The organism is Thalassobaculum sp., from assembly GCF_965223715.1.
Taxonomy (GTDB): Bacteria; Pseudomonadota; Alphaproteobacteria; order Thalassobaculales; family Thalassobaculaceae; genus Thalassobaculum.
The window spans coordinates 2,133,823-2,149,972 of record NZ_OZ245012.1; the positions used below are offsets into that span (position 1 = coordinate 2,133,823).

General features: G+C 66.7%; 14 protein-coding genes. All 14 read right to left on the reverse strand.

Annotated elements, in window-relative coordinates:
- Positions 1–209: 209 nt before the first annotated feature.
- Complete coding sequence (locus ACOQOP_RS09875) at positions 210–1,820, reverse strand: ABC transporter substrate-binding protein (RefSeq protein WP_420566162.1); 1,611 nt, start codon at positions 1,818–1,820, stop codon at positions 210–212.
- A gap of 414 nt (positions 1,821–2,234) precedes the next feature.
- On the reverse strand, positions 2,235–3,392 hold the full coding sequence (locus ACOQOP_RS09880; protein WP_420566163.1) for a hypothetical protein: 1,158 nt from the start codon (positions 3,390–3,392) through the stop codon (positions 2,235–2,237).
- 204 nt (positions 3,393–3,596) lie between these two features.
- The gene (locus ACOQOP_RS09885; protein ID WP_420566164.1) at positions 3,597–4,517 is read right to left on the reverse strand and encodes a heme-dependent oxidative N-demethylase family protein; all 921 of its coding nucleotides are present in this window, start codon (positions 4,515–4,517) and stop codon (positions 3,597–3,599) included.
- Positions 4,514–6,640, reverse strand: a complete 2,127-nt coding sequence (locus ACOQOP_RS09890) for a hypothetical protein (protein ID WP_420566165.1) — start codon at positions 6,638–6,640, stop codon at positions 4,514–4,516. Before ACOQOP_RS09890 ends, ACOQOP_RS09885 begins: the two co-directional genes overlap by 4 nt.
- Positions 6,637–7,074 (reverse strand): GtrA family protein, encoded by a 438-nt coding sequence (locus ACOQOP_RS09895; protein ID WP_420566166.1) that lies wholly within the window; start codon positions 7,072–7,074, stop codon positions 6,637–6,639. The genes ACOQOP_RS09890 and ACOQOP_RS09895 overlap by 4 nt, the downstream gene beginning before the upstream one ends.
- A gap of 10 nt (positions 7,075–7,084) precedes the next feature.
- Positions 7,085–8,380 (reverse strand): NAD(P)/FAD-dependent oxidoreductase, encoded by a 1,296-nt coding sequence (locus ACOQOP_RS09900; protein ID WP_420566167.1) that lies wholly within the window; start codon positions 8,378–8,380, stop codon positions 7,085–7,087.
- A 10-nt stretch (positions 8,381–8,390) separates the two neighbouring features.
- Positions 8,391–9,320 carry an NAD-dependent epimerase/dehydratase family protein gene (locus ACOQOP_RS09905; protein ID WP_420566168.1) on the reverse strand — a complete coding sequence of 310 codons (930 nt, stop codon included), beginning with the start codon at positions 9,318–9,320 and terminating at the stop codon, positions 8,391–8,393.
- 4 nt (positions 9,321–9,324) lie between these two features.
- Positions 9,325–10,077 carry an SDR family NAD(P)-dependent oxidoreductase gene (locus ACOQOP_RS09910; protein WP_420566169.1) on the reverse strand — a complete coding sequence of 251 codons (753 nt, stop codon included), beginning with the start codon at positions 10,075–10,077 and terminating at the stop codon, positions 9,325–9,327.
- A gap of 6 nt (positions 10,078–10,083) precedes the next feature.
- Positions 10,084–11,412 (reverse strand): FAD-binding protein, encoded by a 1,329-nt coding sequence (locus ACOQOP_RS09915; protein WP_420566170.1) that lies wholly within the window; start codon positions 11,410–11,412, stop codon positions 10,084–10,086.
- A complete protein-coding gene (locus ACOQOP_RS09920) occupies positions 11,409–12,833 on the reverse strand; it encodes a UbiA family prenyltransferase (protein ID WP_420566171.1) in 1,425 nt (474 codons plus the stop codon). The genes ACOQOP_RS09915 and ACOQOP_RS09920 overlap by 4 nt, the downstream gene beginning before the upstream one ends.
- 129 nt (positions 12,834–12,962) lie before the next feature.
- On the reverse strand, positions 12,963–13,700 hold the full coding sequence (locus ACOQOP_RS09925; protein ID WP_420566527.1) for a tetratricopeptide repeat protein: 738 nt from the start codon (positions 13,698–13,700) through the stop codon (positions 12,963–12,965).
- 46 nt (positions 13,701–13,746) lie between these two features.
- Complete coding sequence (locus ACOQOP_RS09930) at positions 13,747–14,007, reverse strand: hypothetical protein (RefSeq protein ID WP_420566172.1); 261 nt, start codon at positions 14,005–14,007, stop codon at positions 13,747–13,749.
- A gap of 157 nt (positions 14,008–14,164) precedes the next feature.
- Entirely contained in the window at positions 14,165–15,496 is a 1,332-nt protein-coding gene (locus ACOQOP_RS09935; RefSeq protein WP_420566173.1) for an aspartate aminotransferase family protein, read from the reverse strand.
- Between the two features lie 49 nt (positions 15,497–15,545).
- The gene (locus ACOQOP_RS09940) at positions 15,546–16,067 is read right to left on the reverse strand and encodes a dihydrofolate reductase family protein (protein ID WP_420566174.1); all 522 of its coding nucleotides are present in this window, start codon (positions 16,065–16,067) and stop codon (positions 15,546–15,548) included.
- Positions 16,068–16,150 lie beyond the last annotated feature (83 nt).

Consider the following 16,150-nt stretch of genomic DNA (forward strand, 5'->3'; position numbering starts at 1 on the left):
CAATCGCTTCTAACGTTGGCTTGCTGCCAAGTGCGCCTGCGCCGCTTCGTTTGACTACGGCTTGCAGTGCAGTCCAGCGACAGCCCCCCGCCTACGGTTGTGCTCGATAGATTGAACCAGCAGACCTCCCGGCACGGGCCGGAAGGTCCACCAGTATCAATCGATCCGAGACGGGTTCTGGTCTGAACCCGTCAAGGATCGGCTTTGGATCAGGAGTCGAACCACCAACGGCTGCAGGCCCGCGCGCCGTCCATCTGCCAGCTCGCGGCCAGGTTCTCGCCATGGGCGACGTTCTTGCCGCGCGCATAGACGAAGTTGGTGAACATCGGGATGATGGTTCCCCCGTCGTCCCGGGCGAGCTGGGCCATCTCGCGATACATCTCGGCCCGCTTGTCCTGGTCGAGCTCGGCCTTGGCAGCCAGCAGCAGCTCGTTGAACCGCTCGTTCTGCCAGTGGCTCTCGTTCCAGGCGGCGTCGTCCTTGTAGGCCAGGCTGAGCATGACGTCCGGCGTCGGACGCGCGCCCCACTGCACCATGCAGAACGGCTTCTTCAGCCAGACCTCGGAGTAGTAGCCGTCGTTCGGCTCGCGGTTCACGTTGATATTGATGCCGGCGGCCTTGGCATGCTCGGCATAGAGCACGCACATGTCGACCGCGCCGGAATACACGCTGTCCGCGGTGGAGAGATCGACCGTCAGGTTCTCCTGGCCGGCCTTCTTCAGGTGGAACTTCGCCTTGTCCGGATCGTAGGTGCGCTGCGGCAGGTCCGGCCAGTACGGCATGTTCGGGGAGATGTGGAAGTCGTTGCCCGGGATCGCCGTGTCGAACGTGATCTTCTTGATCAGGTCCTCGCGGTCGATCGCCAGCTTCAGAGCCATGCGGACGTCCACATTGTCGAACGGCGCCACGTCGCAGAACATCGGCATGGTGATCGCGGCACCGGACGGCACGTTGTCCACCAGGATGTTCGGATTGCGCTGCAGCAGTGCCAGGGTCTTCAGCTCGAGCTGCGTGATGCCGTCGACCTGGCCGGTGACCAGGGCGGTCTGGCGGGCGTTCGGGTCGTTGAGCACGGTCATCTCGACGGCGTCGAAATAGGCGCCTTCGCCATGCCAGCCGTCGTGACGCTCCAGCTTGCAGCCGACGCCAAACTCGTTGTGGACGATCTTGTACGGGCCGGTGCCGTCGCCGGACTGCCAGTCGATCGTGCCGTCGCTGTTCGCCGGGCACATGGCCAGGTGGTAGTCGGTCATCAGCCACGGCAGGTCGGCGTTACCGGTGCCCAGCTTGATGGTGATCGTGTGCTCGTCGTCCTTGACGATGTCGACCACGTCCTTCAGCAGCGCCTTGGCCGCCGAGGTGCTCTTGTCGCCACGGTGGTGGTTCAGCGAGGCGATGGCATCATCGGCGGTGAACGGCTTGCCGCTGTGGAAGGACGCACCCTTCTGCAGCTTGAAGGTCCATTCGGTGGCGTCGTCGGTGGCGCTCCAGGAAGCGGCCGCGTCCGGGCCCAGTTCGTTGGTCGGCGTAATCTGCGTCAGATAGCTGCGATAGGTGTGCGCGAGCTGGATAATGGAGAAACTGAGATAGGTGCCCGGATCATGGGTGTCCGAGGTATTCCCGTCATGGGTGCCGAGGCGGAACGTGCCGCCACGCTTCGGAGCGGCAAGTGCCGCCTTGGATGTCCAAAGACCTCCGGCGGCCGATGCAGTAACGCCGGCTGCCATCGCGTAATGCATGAAGTCACGCCGAGAGAGTCGGCCTCGCTTCGCCTCGGCGGCCATGCGATCGATCAAGTCGTCGCGGTATTTGTCAGACATGGTAGCTCCCTTCCGATTAGTCCTATGCGAGCGATTTTCGAGGGCCTCTGCGTGTTTGGCAGTTGGTTGTTTATCGGACCCAATCGTTCCCATCCGAGATGGCTACCGTAACACTGTAGAAACAGACTGTCCTCCCCGGCGGCCGATTTTCTTGGATTTTCACAAATTGTCATGGTCCTGCCGTCGTCTTGGAAATGCAGTCGCCTGCGGGTTGTTCCCTACAGAAATAATGTTCCAAAAACGACATCGTCCCGCCGTCTCCGGCAGGCCGTCGCCAAACTCGTCTCGCCTTGATTCCCCCGACCACACAGCACATTAGTGACCCCGCCTGAACGCGCGGGGCCGCGGTCGGTTCCGTGAAACATCGGTGACAGGAGGCCAGAGGCCGCGTGAAACGGCGACCGGCAGGACCCGCTACTGGGTCTTGGTCAATTCGACCAGGTCGCTCCAGAGATCGACCAGGGCATCCGGCACGAACTGCCCGCGATCCATGAACTTCTGGTATTGCTCGATACAGCTGTCCAGGATCGAGATCGTCCCGCCCAGGAACCAGAAGAGATCCTCGGCGATGGCGAAGAACTGACGGAATTCGGTCGGGTTCTCGCCCTTCACGAAGAAGTCGTCATAGACCTTGTGGTAGCGGCTCATGACCGCGTTCAGGTCGCTGCGGTGTTCCTTGATGCGCGTCAGCGGCACGGTCCAGTCGGTCGTCACGCTGCCATTGTAGATCCTCATGGAGCGGTCCTTATTCAGGCGAATAAGGAATTCCATCATCTTGACCATGTCGGGCTGCATGTTGGAGATCTTGTAGTCGTAATAGACGATCCCCTTCCAGGCGTAGTACAGCGCGCCGGCATCCGTGGTCTCGATCCGCAGGGCCATGGTCAGCGGTTTCAGCAGTTCGATATCGACCGCCTCCCACATCTTCTCCACCAGCCGCAGGGTGTGGATCTCCAGATCCTCTTCCTTGCCCGCGCCGGAGAAGGCGATCCGGGCCAGCGGCCTGAACTTGCTGATGATGCTGTTCTTGATGTCCTGCCATTCCTCCAGCGGGATCTGCAGATACACCTCGTCGATATCGTGGTCGCTGATCTCGAACTTGTCGCGGATCAGGAACGGGTCGAGCGACGGCAGCGTATCGAACATCCGCAGGATCTCGATATCGTGGTCGCGTACCTCCTCGGGCTGGGAGCCGAGGAAATGGTCGTCCAGCTTGCGCTCGAAATTCGCCTCGCCCACGTAGACGGACTTCCCGCCCACCCGGCCCATTGCCTGGGGCACGTACTCGTCGGAATACGGAAAATGCACCTTGGTGGCGAGCTGGTGCGGCCGCATCAGCGCCTTCATGTGGGACGGCACCACCTCCTTGGAGACGATGCACGAGTTCATGGCGTCGGTGTAGAACAGCGGCCGGAAGATCCGTCCCTCCTGGTTCGCCATCTTGGTCAGGCGAAAGCAGTTGAAGACGCGCGTGTTTATGCGCGCCTGTCGCGCAGCACCGGTCTTCTGCACCCGCAACGTGCGCCCGCGCGCCACCAGCTTGTCGAGTAAGTCCTTGTTACGATTGTCCATTAGCGACCAGTGCCCGAAAGACAATCGATCCAATTCGCACAAAAATTGAACGAAAAGCCCACTACAACCCCCACGTCGTTGGACTCACGCATAGTACCTGCATACACAAGATGTCGTAAACATATCGAAAATGCATGTCGAATTGAAAAAATCCCCTGGCCGCTTCACCCTAAGCGTTTGAAACCACCTCAGAAGATATAGGAATTACGGCCGCGAATCCGTTTCGGCGGCCTGACTTAGCCAGGTTTCGAGGGGATCGACGAAGGGGGCCATGCTCTTGTAGCCTTGCATATCCGACGGCATGGTCCGCAGCGAGCCCAGCATGGCGGCGGCGAGACCGGGACGGTTGGCGACCACGGCGATCGGGTCGACGATCGTCTTGATGCCGAAGACCAGCACGCCGGTGCCTGACAGCCGCCGGAAGGTCTGGCGCTCGATGCGGATATGCAGCCGCTCGGAGACGTTCTGCGGCGTGATGCTCGGGTCTCGCTCGCGGCGCCCGTGGCCGGTGGCCTGGAACAGGGTCGGATCGTCGATAACCGACCAGTTCAGCCGCATGTAGAGCTGCCCCTCGGCGATCCCGCCGAAGAACCGCTCCACCGGCCGGTTCAGCTTGTCGTTGAAGCCCGGGACCGGATCGTGGATCGCGCTCATCGGCCGGCCGAGCTTGTCGGCCAGACGCCAGCGCGCCGGGAAGCAGAGCGAGGCGGCGATCAGCCGATGTCCTTCGTCCGACGGCTGCATCAGGCACAGGTCCTCCTGCACGAGCCGTCCGGCGAGATCGAGCGGGGCCGCCTCGAACGCCGAGCGCAGAAGCCTCGCGCCGTCCCAGGCGGTCCGGATCTCGCCGCCCTCCACGGCCACCAGGTCCGGGCGGTGCGCGGACATATGCGCCAGCACCGCCTCCAGGCATTCCCGCTGGGCCGGCAGGCTGCCGGGCAGGCCGTCGAAGACCTCGCCATGCCGCGCGTCCAGCAGCCGCTTCTTCTCCGCCATGTGCTCGGCGTAGTGCCCGTCCACATCGATCCAGTCGGCGACCGGGATCTCCTTGATGCCCAGGGTGAGCTGGAACCGCCCCTTCTCATAGGGGGCGAACCGCGGCAGGCTCTCGTGCGCCTCGGTCATGGCAGCCAATGCGGCGCGCCGAACGCCACCTCGTCGGACGGCCGCCCCGCTCCGGTCCGGATCTCAAGGCGCATTCCGTCGGACAGGGCTGCCGGGCGCAGCGCGACCCAGAACCAGCCCGGCGCCACCGGGCGTTCCAGCATTGTCTCGTCCAGGACCGTGCCGGCACCATCAAGGAGCAGGATCCGCGCGCCGAACGGATGGGCGGCGGTGTGGAGCGGAAGCAGGACGCCGCGCGCAGTATCGGGCGATCCCAGGGACATCACGGCGGTGAACCGCCGGCCGAGCTGGCCGAAATTGCCGTGGGCGGGCTCCGCCTCCGTCGGCACCGGTGCCGTGCCCGTTCCCCCGACCGGGGCATGCCTCTCGAAGGTCCACCCCGAAGCCGCCGCCGGTAGCGCACCCTGCGGCAGGTCGGCGAGATAGCGCGGTGCGACGGCAGAGACAGTGCCCGGCAGGCGGCATCGGCTGCCGTCGTCGAACACGCCTTCCACCGTCACCGTATCGATCATCGGGTCGGGGGCTTCGCCAAAGGCCCGCAATCCCCGGGAGAGCGCGCCCGGCTGCGGGATCGGCGCCCGATCGCCTCTGGGTTCGAGGGCCGCCCCCCAGGCCACAACCCGGCCCTCAGGCGATCGCGCGACCATCCAGCGGGGACGCTGTCCGCTCTCCGCGTCGACCAGCCACGCGGGCAGCGCCACGCCGGTCACCGGGTCGATCCGCAGCGCCCCGGTCTCGCCGGAACAGGCGGGTCCGTCAGGAGCCGGGCCATCCGCCAGGGATGCCGCGGAAGGACGGTAGCGTTCCTTGATCGAGAACGGGCCAAGTCGAGCGGCCTGCATGGCCTCCAGGACCGTGGCGACGCGGGACGGGATGGGCGGATAGAGGTGTTCGAGCATTTCCGGACGGTATCCGCCCGCCAGGTGGCTGACAATCGCCAGGTCGGCCAGGTCGCGCGCCGCCAGGCGGTGCTTGAGGTCGCGCACCGCATGCACCTGCCCCGGGACCAGCAGCAGGAGGGTGCAGATCGGCAGCGCCCAGGCGACGACCCGGGGCCGCCCCCACCGCAGGAGCAGATCGAACGCGAGCAGGCCCGATGCGGTCAGGAAGATCATGGACGGGGTGGTGTAGCGCGAGGTGTTCGCGATCCCGAGCCCGATATGCAGCCGGCCGAGAGCGGTGGCGATCGCCCCGGCGATCACGAAGGCGCAGACGGCATAGAGCGCCATGCGGGCCGGCGCCGTCCCGGCCGGGCGCCGCAGGTGCAGCAGGCCCGTGACCGTCACCGCAGCCAGCATCAGGGTGCCGAGGATATCCTGTCCCAGCGTGCCGATATCGCCCACGGCCGAGGTCAGGTAGCGCGCCATGAACTGAAGGATCGTCACGGCATCCGCCCCGGAGGCGAATCCGGGTCCTCCAGCCGGACGGCCGAGGAAGCCGAAGCACTCCGCCGCCATCACCAGCCCGCCGACGGCGATCAGCGCCGCCGACCAGCGCACCGGCAGCCGGCGCCACAGGCCCAGCACGATCAGCACGGGCCAGACCGCCAGCCCGTTGAACATGCTGTAGCTGGAGGCGAGACCGGCCAGGAGTACACCGCCGATGCAGAGCGCCCGGGCCGTCGTCCGCCCCGCCTCCACCGGCGCCCAGGCCATCAGCGCGAAGGACAGCGACGCGAAGAACCAGACCTGCACGAACTGCACCTGGAAGCCGTTCAGCAGGTTCTCGTACTGGATCGGCGACAGCATCGCGGCGGCGGCGATGACGAAGGCAAGAGCGGCGGCCCTGGTTGTGTGGCCGAGCTGCCGGAACAGAACCGCCAGCAGTCCCGCATGCAGGACGGCCGATACGGCGATCACCGTCAGCAGGAAGGTCTGGCGCGCTTCGGTCAGGGCGATGTCGGCCAGGAACCAGAGCTTCGGCAGGAACAGCCGGTGTTCGTTATGCCAGTGGTACAGGTCCGCGAGGCCGTAACCGGCGAAGCCGCCCGCCTCGAAGAACCGATGGTAGAAGTCGACCATGTCGCCGGACGGTGCCGGCGTGGAGACAAAGATCTGATAGGCGATGCCGGAGGCTGCGGTGACCAGGGCCAGGACCAGGGAAATCGCGACCGGCGCCTTCATATGCCATCGCGCTCCGATCCGACGTCCCGGCGGGCGGCGAAGGAGAAATGGCGGTGCCCGAGATAGCTGGTGACCGCCGGGACCGCCACGCCGATCAGGTGGGCGATGTCGTCGGCATGCCAGGTGAAGCCGATGGCCGGAAACAGGTAGCGGGCGAGCCCGACGCTGACCAGCCAGACCTGGGCCAACGCCACCACGTTGACGATGGCGAAGCGGAAGAACTCGTCGCGGGCGGTGCGTCCCGACGCCTCGAAGACGAACAGCTTGGCGAGGACGTAGGCGGTGGTCATGCCGACCAGGTAGGCGACCACCACGGCCGCCTCGAACGGCATGACGACGTCGAACAGCCAGCGAGACAGCACATTTGCGCCGGCCGCGATGCCGCCGGTGACCAGGAACCGTCCGAACTCGCCGAGAACGAGGGTTCGCGCCACGTCCGCTCCCTCAGCCGGAAATCGAGGCGGGGATGGCCGCCGCCATCTCTTCGGCGACGCGCGCGCTCTCGCTGATGCCGCGATCCTCGGGATAGTAGAACGAGGTGTCGCAGATCTGCAGTCCGCGTATCGGGGTCTGGACCGGCGGGATCTTGGCAAGGAACCCCGGCTCGCAGACCGGCTGGGCATAGCGCAGTCGACCGACCGTCCAGGCCTTCAGGTCATCGTCGCCGATCGCCGGGTTGAGCCGCTTCAGGCAGGCCATGCTCTCGTCGATGAAGGCCTGATCGTCGCGACCGAACTTCGGATGGGTGGTCGGCATGTAGAACGGCACGTAGACGACGGTGTCCGCCACCGGCCGAAGGTTGGAGAACTGGATGATGCCGGGGATCTCCACGGCCTTGTCGTTGATGTTCACCCAGAAATGCTCGGTCACCGACTTCTTCAGCCGCATCAGCACGCACACCACGCCGATATTCACGATGGCATCGTACTTGGCCTTCCAATCGTCCGGAAGCGCGGGCACCAGGGAGGAGACCAGCGGTGTCGGCATGGTGGAGATCACCGCCTCGGCCGGCTCAATGCCCCCATCGGTGCGCACGCCCGTCACCTTGCCGTCCTCGACTACGACCTCGCGGGCCGGGGTGGCGAGCTTGATCACGCCCCCTCGGGCCTCGATGGCCTGCACCAGGGCGGTGACCAGGGTCTCGGAGCCGCCCTCGATATAGCCGAGTTCCTCCTGCATCAGCGACCGGCGCGAAGTGCCCACGCGCTTGATCCGGGTCCAGATCCAGGCGGCAGAGACGTTGTCGGCGTATTCGAAGAACTTCAGGTCGAACAGCCGGCGCCACAGCACGTCATAGGCCCGCCTGCCCGCCCCCTTCTCGATCCAGTCCTTGGCAGAGATGGTCTCCAGATCCGACCAGTCGCTGCGCTTGGTCGCCAGGAACATCTGCAGGCCGTAGCGGAACTTGGAGATCCAGTCGATCTTGGGGAAGGTCAGCAGGGCGATCGGGTCGCCCCAGCGGTACATCTTGCCGTCGACGAAATAGCCCATGGAGGTGCCGGTCCAGCGCATCTTGTCGCCGATGCCGAGCCGCTCCATCAGCTTGAAGGTCGGCTTATCCGCCTGGCAGACGAAGTGGTAGAACCGCTCGATCGACAACCCGTCCAGGTCGAGATGCGCCGCCATGCCGCCGGGCACGGAATCCGCCTCGTAGACGGTCACCTCGTGGCCCGCCTCCAGCGCGTGATACGCGGCGGCGAGTCCCATCGCCCCGGCGCCGATGATTGCGACCTTGGCCATCGCGGCCTCCTCAGAAATCCAGAACGACGCCCGAATATCTCGGGTCGTTGAAGGTAATGGCGAGTGCCTCGTCCAGCGGGGTGGCGCGCACGCCGAAAATCGACGGCCAGTCGATCACCTCGAAGCTGTCCGGCGTGACCAGGGCTTCCAGCTGCTTGGTGGTGAAGGGCGGGTCGCGGTCGAACACCGCATAGACCCGCAGCAGCATCCAGAATGCGCTGTAGGGGATATGGACGATCGGAGTCTTCGCCCCGCTGGCCCTGCGGACCGCCTTGATCAGGTCGACATAGTCGATCTTCTCCTGGCCGGAGATGTTCCACGCGCCCTCGCGCCGCCCGTCCAGGCAGGCCAGCACGATGTCGGAGAAGTCGCCGCCATAAAGCGGCTGGCGCATGTACTTTCCGTTGCCCGGGATCGGGAAGACCGGCGCCTTCTTCATGAACCGGGCGAGCCAGCCCAGATGTTTGCGGTCGAACCAGCCGTACATCAGCGTCGGACGCAGGATGGCGTTGGGAATCCCGCTCTCCACCACCAGCTTTTCCTGGGCCTTCTTGCTCTCGGTGTAGAAATCCACCGCCTTGGAGTTCACCACCGAGGAGGAGACATGGACCAGATAGGGCACGCTCTGCGCCTTCATCGCGTCCAGCACCAGCCGGGTGGCGCGCACGTTGTTGGCCTCGAATTCGTCAGCGTCCAGACCGCCGATCTGGGCGTGGAGCTGGATGACCGCGTCGGCCCCCTTGAAGGCACCGGTCCAGTCGCCGGGCCGGGCCAGATCGGCCTCGATCACCTCGATGCCCGGATGCAGCTTCGCCAGCACCGCCGTGTTGGTCGGGTGCTTGTCGATGGCGACGATCTGCAGGTCGCCGCGATCGGCGATGCCGGCGATCAGATTCTGGCCGACTAGCCCGGCAGCGCCGGTAATGACGATACGCGCCATAGGATCAGATCTTCATCTTGTTGAAGATGGGCCGCGGCAGGTGACGGATGATCAGCATCACGAAGCGCCAGAACCAGCGGGTGTAGATTTCCGGCTTCTTCTTCTCCACCGCCTTCTGGATGTCCTCGGCGACCTGCTCCGGCGTCGCCCAGAGCGGTCCGTCGCGCCCGTCGATATGGGCGGTCATCGGCGTGGCGACGAAGCCCGGCTTCACGCAGATCGCGGTGATCTCGGAACCGGCGAAGCGATGCGCCATGCCTTCCAGGTAGGTCGACAGGCCGGCCTTGGCGGCACCGTAGGCATAGTTGGTGCGCCGGCCGCGATCGCCTGCCACCGAGGAGATGGCGACCAGCGTCCCTGCCCCGGCAAGCTCGAAGGCACGGGCGGCGAGTTCGCACCAGACGACGGCGCTGGTGAAATTCGCCTGCACGCCACGCAGCAGCGCCTCGGTATCGCGCTGCGCCTCGGCCTGGTCGCCGAGAATGCCGTAGGCCAGGAAGACGATATCGACACCGCCCAGGGTTTCGACCCAGCCGCTGAAGCGGGCATCGGCACCGGTGGTATCGGCAAGGTCCTCGGTCGCGGTGTGGACCGCGCCCGCGCCGCGCGCCTTCAGGTCGTCGGCGATGGCCGAGAGCTTGGCCCCGTCGCGGGCGACCAGCAGCAGGCTGTCCCCGGAGGCGGCGCGCAGGCGGCACCAGCGCTCGGCGATGGCGGAGGTGGCCCCCAGGACCAGGATACGGCGTTTCGCGGCCATGGCGGATCAGGCCTCCTCGGTCATGCGGCGCCAGAAACTCGACATCAGGAGCGGATCGCGCGCTGCCTCAAGCTCGGTCCAGCGCGGAAAGCCCGCCCGGAACATCGCCTGCGGCAGGCGTCCGTCCTTGGCCGGGTATAGACGCCCGCCCGCCTCCGCCACAACCCGGTCGAGCCGGGCGAGCAGCGACAGGGTTTCCGGGCCGCGATTGGCGAAGTCCAAAGCCAGGGTGGCGCCGGGCATCGGGAAGGACAGGACACCGGGCGACGGCACGTCGCCGAAGGTCTTAAGAACCGCCAGAAACGAGGCATCGCCGCTGGCCGCGACGGTGTCGAGCAGGGTGCGGGTCGCCTCGCGCATGGTCGAGACCGGCACCGCGCATTGCCACTGGTAGAAGCCGCGCGGCCCGTACATCCGGTTCCAGTCGCGCAGCCGGTCGAGCGGATAGAAGAACGGATCGTAGTGCTGGCGGCCATGGAATCGCGCACCGGGACGTGCGCGGTACAGCCAGTTGAAGGCGCCGACCGTCAGGCTGTTCAGCAGCCCGCCCGGTGGGGTGACCGGCATCCGCGGGCCGCCCGGGCGGTGCGGCTCCAGCCCGCCCGTCGCCGCCCAGCGGCCGCGCGAGAAGATGCCGCGACCGAGCCCCGCACCCCGCGCCAGGGTGTCGACCCAGGCGACGGTGAAGGGCCAGCTCTCCGAGCGTTCCGACAGGGAGAAGAAGGTGTCGAGATCGTCGAACGGCAGGTTCTCGACGTCGAGCATGGCGGACGCGATCCGCTCCAGCCGCAGCTCAACCCAGGTGATCACACCGGTCAGGCCAAGCCCGCCGACGGTCAGCGCGAACAGATCGGCGTTCTCCTCGGGAGAGCAGTCCAGCTCGCCCCGATCGCTGCGCCACAGGCCGAACCGGGTGACGTGACGGCCGAAGCTGCCGGCGAGATGGTGGTTCTTGCCGTGCACGTCGTTGGCGACGGCCCCACCCAGGGTGACGAACTTGGTGCCCGGCGTGACCGGCACGAACCAGCCGGCCGGCACCGCGACGCGCAAGACCGCGTCCAGCGACACCCCGGCATCTGCGCGCAACAGTCCGCTCTCCCGGTCGAAGGCGATCAGCCGGTCGAGACCGGTGGTGCGCACCAGACCGCCGCCGAGATTGAGACCGCTGTCGCCATAGGACCGGCCCAGGCCATGGGCCAGGGTCGACCCGCCGGCCGCCGCCGTCTCGCCGACGGCCGATCCGACCTCGTCCCGCGTCGCCGGCTCGGCCACCAGATGGCGCCCCCGATGCACCCGCCCCCAGCTCAGAACCCTGGTATCTTCGCGCAGACTCATGCCGCCCCCAGGATGGCAAGCAGCGCGATCACTCCGAGCAAGAGGCTCGGCGGATCCTTCAGGGCGAAGACCACCGGATCGTCATGCACCTCGCCCCGCCGCGCCAGCAGCCACACCCGGGGCAGCCAGAAGCCGATCGTCACGGGCACCACCCAGAGCCAGCCCGGATTGTCGAGCCGCACCGCATGGGCCGGCTCGATCGCCAGATACATCATGAAGATCACCACCGATGCGACGCTGGTGGTGATCCCGAAGATCTCGATGAAGCCGCTGTCACCGGCCCGATAGCCGCGGCCGGGGATCGACTCCAGCCCCCGATCCTCCAGCCCGCGCACCTCCACCAGCCGCTTCACCAGGGCAAGGCTGGTGAAAAGGAACATGGAGAAGCCGAGGAGCCAGACCGGCGCGCCGTCATCGACCAGGGTGTGGCCGGCGTAGAGACGCAGGGTGAACAGCGCGCCGAGCACGACCACGTCCACCACCGCCATCGACTTGACCCCGAAGGAATAGGACAGGGTAAGCAGCAGATAGATCAGCAGGATGGCGAACACCCCCCATCCCGCCACGGCGGCCAGCACGAGGCCGACGAGCACCAGCGCGGGTGCCGCGACCATCCCAACCGCCAGCGGCAACCGGCCCGAGGCCAGCGCCCGCCGCTTCTTGCGCGGGTGGCTGCGGTCGGAGGCGAGGTCGAACAGGTCGTTCAGCAGGTAGGTCCCGCTCGCCGCCAGGGAGAAGCCGAGGAACGCCACCAGGGCCGCGACCGCGATCTCCGCCTGCGCGTAGGTGCTGGTCAGCAGCAGCGGCAGGAAGATGAGCACGTTCTTGGCCCATTGGTGCAGGCGCATGCCCGAGCGCAGGCCCTTGAGCGTATCCAGCGGCCGGCCGAAGGCCGCCTCGACGGCCACCTCGCGTTCGATCGCGGCCCGGCGGCTCAGGGCGGCATTCACCGGGATCGCTGCCGAGGCCACCTTCCAGACGTCGGCATCGACCGCGCTGTCGCCGGCATAGACGAAGCCGTCGGGATGCCGGGCCGCGAGAACCGCCGCCTTGGCCGATCCCTTCAGGTTGACGGTGCCGTTGCTGCCTTCCACGTGGTCGAACAGGCCGGGGAACCGGGCGGCCACCTTGGCGACAAGGAGCTGGTCGGAGGCCGAGACCAGCTCGATCCGCCGCCCCGTCGCCTTCTCGGCGCGCAGGTAGTCGATCAGATCCTCGGTCGCCGGCAGGGTGTCGACCTCCATCGGCTCGGTGGCGATCAGCGCCAGCCGCCGCTTCACCACGGAACGGCCGGCGGCGATCCAGAACGGCAGGAGGAACACGATCCACGGCCGCCGGCGCAGGGCGACGAGCAGCGACTCGTACAGCAGGTCGGTGCGCAACAAGGTGCCATCGAGATCGACGCAGATCGGCGGCTTCATCCCCTTCGCGGCCCGAGATTACCGGTCCGCCCCCAAGTGTCGGCGCTGGCTACGGCGACGTTCTAGATCACCGTCGGATCAAATTGAAACAAATAGATCAATCGCCGGGCAGCGCGGCCGCGCAGGCGCTCACTGGGGCGTGCCGATATCCCGCGAGCGCTCGCCATGGGCAGCCTGCCACCGGTCGGCCCGGCTCTCGGCATCGGTGATCTCCGCCGGGCTCAGCAGCTGGCGCACGGCGGCCGACATGGATTCCCCCTGATCGAGACCGGCCCGGTCGGCGAGAATCAGCCATTTCAGCGCCTCGACCAGATCCTGGTCGACCAGTTCGCCCTGGGCCAGCAGGCCCGCCAGGTTCAGGAACGCCTCCGGAATGCCGCCATCCGCCGCGCCCCGGTACAGGGTCAGGGCACGCTGGGCATCGACCTCGCCCCCGTCGCCGGTCTCCAGCATGACGGCGAGGTTGTACTGGGCGTCGGCGAGGCCCTGATCCGCCGCCTTGCCGTACCAGTCGCGCGCCGCCCCGGAGTCCTGCCCGACGAGCTGGCCGAACTGGTAGAGCTGACCGAGCTTGAACTGGGCCAGCGCGAAGCCTTTGTCCGCCGACCTGCGGTACCAGGCGATCGCGTCCTTCGGATCGCCGCCGGCCCGCAGCCCCTGCTCCAGGGTCAGGCCGAGATAGAACATGGCCTTGGGATCGCCCGCATCCGCCGCCTCCCGATACCAGTTCATCGCCTCGCCATAGGTCCGGGGCACCGGAACCTCGGCGTCCGAGGACTGCGCCCGGACGGCGGGAGCCAGGACCGTCTGCGCCGCGAGGGGGATGGCGCAGAGGCTGACCAGGACGAGCAGGCTGGGAAGGCGCATGGTCACCGGGCGATCCGGCCCGACGGCGCCGAGCGTATGTCTGATGTCACGGGCTGAGAGGTCCTGTCCCGCTATGGGCCCGCGGCGCCGGCCCCTGATAGCCGACCAGCCGGTTCGCCTCGCTCGCCGGCAGCGGCTGCGGATAGCAGTTCACCTTGCCGAGCGTGCGGTAGCAGTAGCGGGGCTCCACCTCGGGGACCGGCTCGGCCTTGGGTGGATCGAAGGCGGTCTTCACGCCGTCCACCGCCGATTGCATGGAGGCCCCCACCTCCGCGCAGCCGGCCAGCAGCCCGACACATGCGACCACCAGAACGGCCCGAACCGGACCTTGTCCCAGTGTTCCCATCGCCCTTCACCCCCGTCCAAACATCAGCGGCCCCCCGCTGTCAGTCGGGGAGTGTAGAGTAATCCGCCAAGTTATTGAAGAGTGTAGCGAAACCCCGCCGCCACACTCTTCCGATTGGTTAATGCAGGGTGCGCAGCACGTCGCCGAGCGTATCGGCGATGAAGTCGATCTGGCCCTTCTCGACGATCAGCGGCGGCGACAGGGCGATGATGTCGCCGGTCGTGCGGATCAGCAGGCCCTTCTCGTAGCACTGCTTGAACGCGTCCATCGCCCGGGCCGTGGGCTTGCCCGGAATGCCCTCCAGCTCGACCGCGCCGACCATGCCGAGATTGCGGATGTCGATGACGTGGTTCGTGCCCTTCAGGGAGTGCATGGCGTCCTCCCAATACGGCGCCAGCTCGGCTCCCCGCTCGAACAGGCCCTCGTCGCGGTACAGGTCGATGGTGGCGAGACCGGCCGCACAGGCCAGCGGATGGCCGGAATAGGTATAGCCATGGAACAGCTCGATCGAGCCCTCGGGCGCGTCCATGAACGCGTCGTAGATGCCGTCGCGGCAGAACACCGCCCCCATCGGCACGGTGGCGTTGGTGATGCCCTTCGCCGTTGTGAAGATGTCCGGCTTCACCCCGAAATAGTCACTGCCGAACGGCGTGCCGAGGCGGCCGAAGCCGGTGATGACCTCGTCGAAGATCAGCAGGATGCCGTGCTTGTCGCAGATGTCGCGCAGCCGCTGGAGGTAGCCCTTCGGCGGGATCAGCACGCCGGTGGAGCCGGCGACCGGCTCAACGATGACGGCGGCGATGGTGGAGGCGTCGTGCAGGGCGACGATCCGCTCCAGGTCGTCGGCCAGATGCGCACCCCAGTCCGGCTCGCCCCGGGTATAGGCGTTGTGCTCCATGTCATGGGTGTGGCGCATGTGATCGACGCCGTTCAGAAGCGTGCCGAACTGCTTGCGGTTGCCGACGATGCCGCCGACCGAAATGCCGCCGAAGCCGACGCCGTGATAGCCGCGCTCGCGGCCGATCAGCCGGGTGCGCGTCCCCTGCCCCCGGGCGCGCTGATAGGCGAGCGCGATCTTCAAGGCGGTGTCCACCGACTCGGAGCCGGAGTTGGTGAAGAACACGTGGTCGAAGCCCTCGATCATCTGGGTCAGCCGCGAGGCGAACTCGAAGGAGAGCGGGTGGCCCATCTGGAAGGCCGGCGCGAAGTCGAGGACCTCGGCCTGCTTCTTGATGGCGTCGACGATCGGCTTGCGCCGGTGGCCGGCATTCGAGCACCACAGGCCCGAGGTACCGTCCAGCACCCGGCGGCCGTCGGCGGTGATGTAGTGCATGCCCTCGGCCTCGACGAACAGACGCGGGCTCTGCTTGAAATCGCGGTTGGCGGTAAACGGCATCCAGAACGATTCAAGGTCGTTCGGTTTGGTCGAGTCATTGGCCGCGAGGGACATGGTGCACTCCATTGAAGCTGGTCCGCCGATACTAGGAGCGATTGGACGCTCACTCCACCTCGTACTTTAAGGCAACGGCGCCGGTCTCGTAGGCATCGACCGAGACCAGGTGCAGGCCGAGCGCGTCGGCCTCGCCGGCGAAGAGCGGAATGCCGGATCCCAGCAGCACCGGCATGACGAACAGCTCCACCGTGTCCAGCGCGCCCATGGCCCGGCAGCCTTCCACCGCCGCCGGACCGCCGACGATCCAGACCTGGGCGGCATCCTCGCGCAGTTCGGCGATCAGGCCGGCGAGGTCGGACGTGCCCTCCACTCCCTCGGGCGCATCCGCGATCGGGCGCGAGGTGAGGACGAACACCCGCTTGCCGGCATAGGGCCACACCCCGAAGCCCATCACCTGGTCGTAGGTCGCCCGGCCCATGATCAGGGTGTCCACCTCGGCCATGAACGCTTCGGTGCCGTAGTCGACGCCGGTCTCGTAGTCGTTCAGCCAGTCGATCCCGCCTTCGGCATCGGCGACATAGCCGTCGAGGCTGGTGGCCATGTAGAGACGGAACGTGGCCTCGGCCATTTGACAATCCTTCGGTCTTTGGCGCACTGACGGCGCGGGCCGGGTGGTGTAGGCATTTGTCCGGACGGAAAGCAAGGACGCGA

Coding starts and splice junctions, on each gene's coding strand:
- ACOQOP_RS09875 (WP_420566162.1), bottom strand. CDS start 1,820: ATGTCTGACAAATACCGCGACGACTTGATCGATCGCATGGCCGCCGAG.
- ACOQOP_RS09880 (WP_420566163.1), bottom strand. CDS start 3,392: ATGGACAATCGTAACAAGGACTTACTCGACAAGCTGGTGGCGCGCGGG.
- ACOQOP_RS09885 (WP_420566164.1), bottom strand. CDS start 4,517: ATGACCGAGGCGCACGAGAGCCTGCCGCGGTTCGCCCCCTATGAGAAG.
- ACOQOP_RS09890 (WP_420566165.1), bottom strand. CDS start 6,640: ATGAAGGCGCCGGTCGCGATTTCCCTGGTCCTGGCCCTGGTCACCGCA.
- ACOQOP_RS09900 (WP_420566167.1), bottom strand. CDS start 8,380: ATGGCCAAGGTCGCAATCATCGGCGCCGGGGCGATGGGACTCGCCGCC.
- ACOQOP_RS09905 (WP_420566168.1), bottom strand. CDS start 9,320: ATGGCGCGTATCGTCATTACCGGCGCTGCCGGGCTAGTCGGCCAGAAT.
- ACOQOP_RS09910 (WP_420566169.1), bottom strand. CDS start 10,077: ATGGCCGCGAAACGCCGTATCCTGGTCCTGGGGGCCACCTCCGCCATC.
- ACOQOP_RS09915 (WP_420566170.1), bottom strand. CDS start 11,412: ATGAGTCTGCGCGAAGATACCAGGGTTCTGAGCTGGGGGCGGGTGCAT.
- ACOQOP_RS09920 (WP_420566171.1), bottom strand. CDS start 12,833: ATGAAGCCGCCGATCTGCGTCGATCTCGATGGCACCTTGTTGCGCACC.
- ACOQOP_RS09925 (WP_420566527.1), bottom strand. CDS start 13,700: ATGCGCCTTCCCAGCCTGCTCGTCCTGGTCAGCCTCTGCGCCATCCCC.
- ACOQOP_RS09935 (WP_420566173.1), bottom strand. CDS start 15,496: ATGTCCCTCGCGGCCAATGACTCGACCAAACCGAACGACCTTGAATCG.
- ACOQOP_RS09940 (WP_420566174.1), bottom strand. CDS start 16,067: ATGGCCGAGGCCACGTTCCGTCTCTACATGGCCACCAGCCTCGACGGC.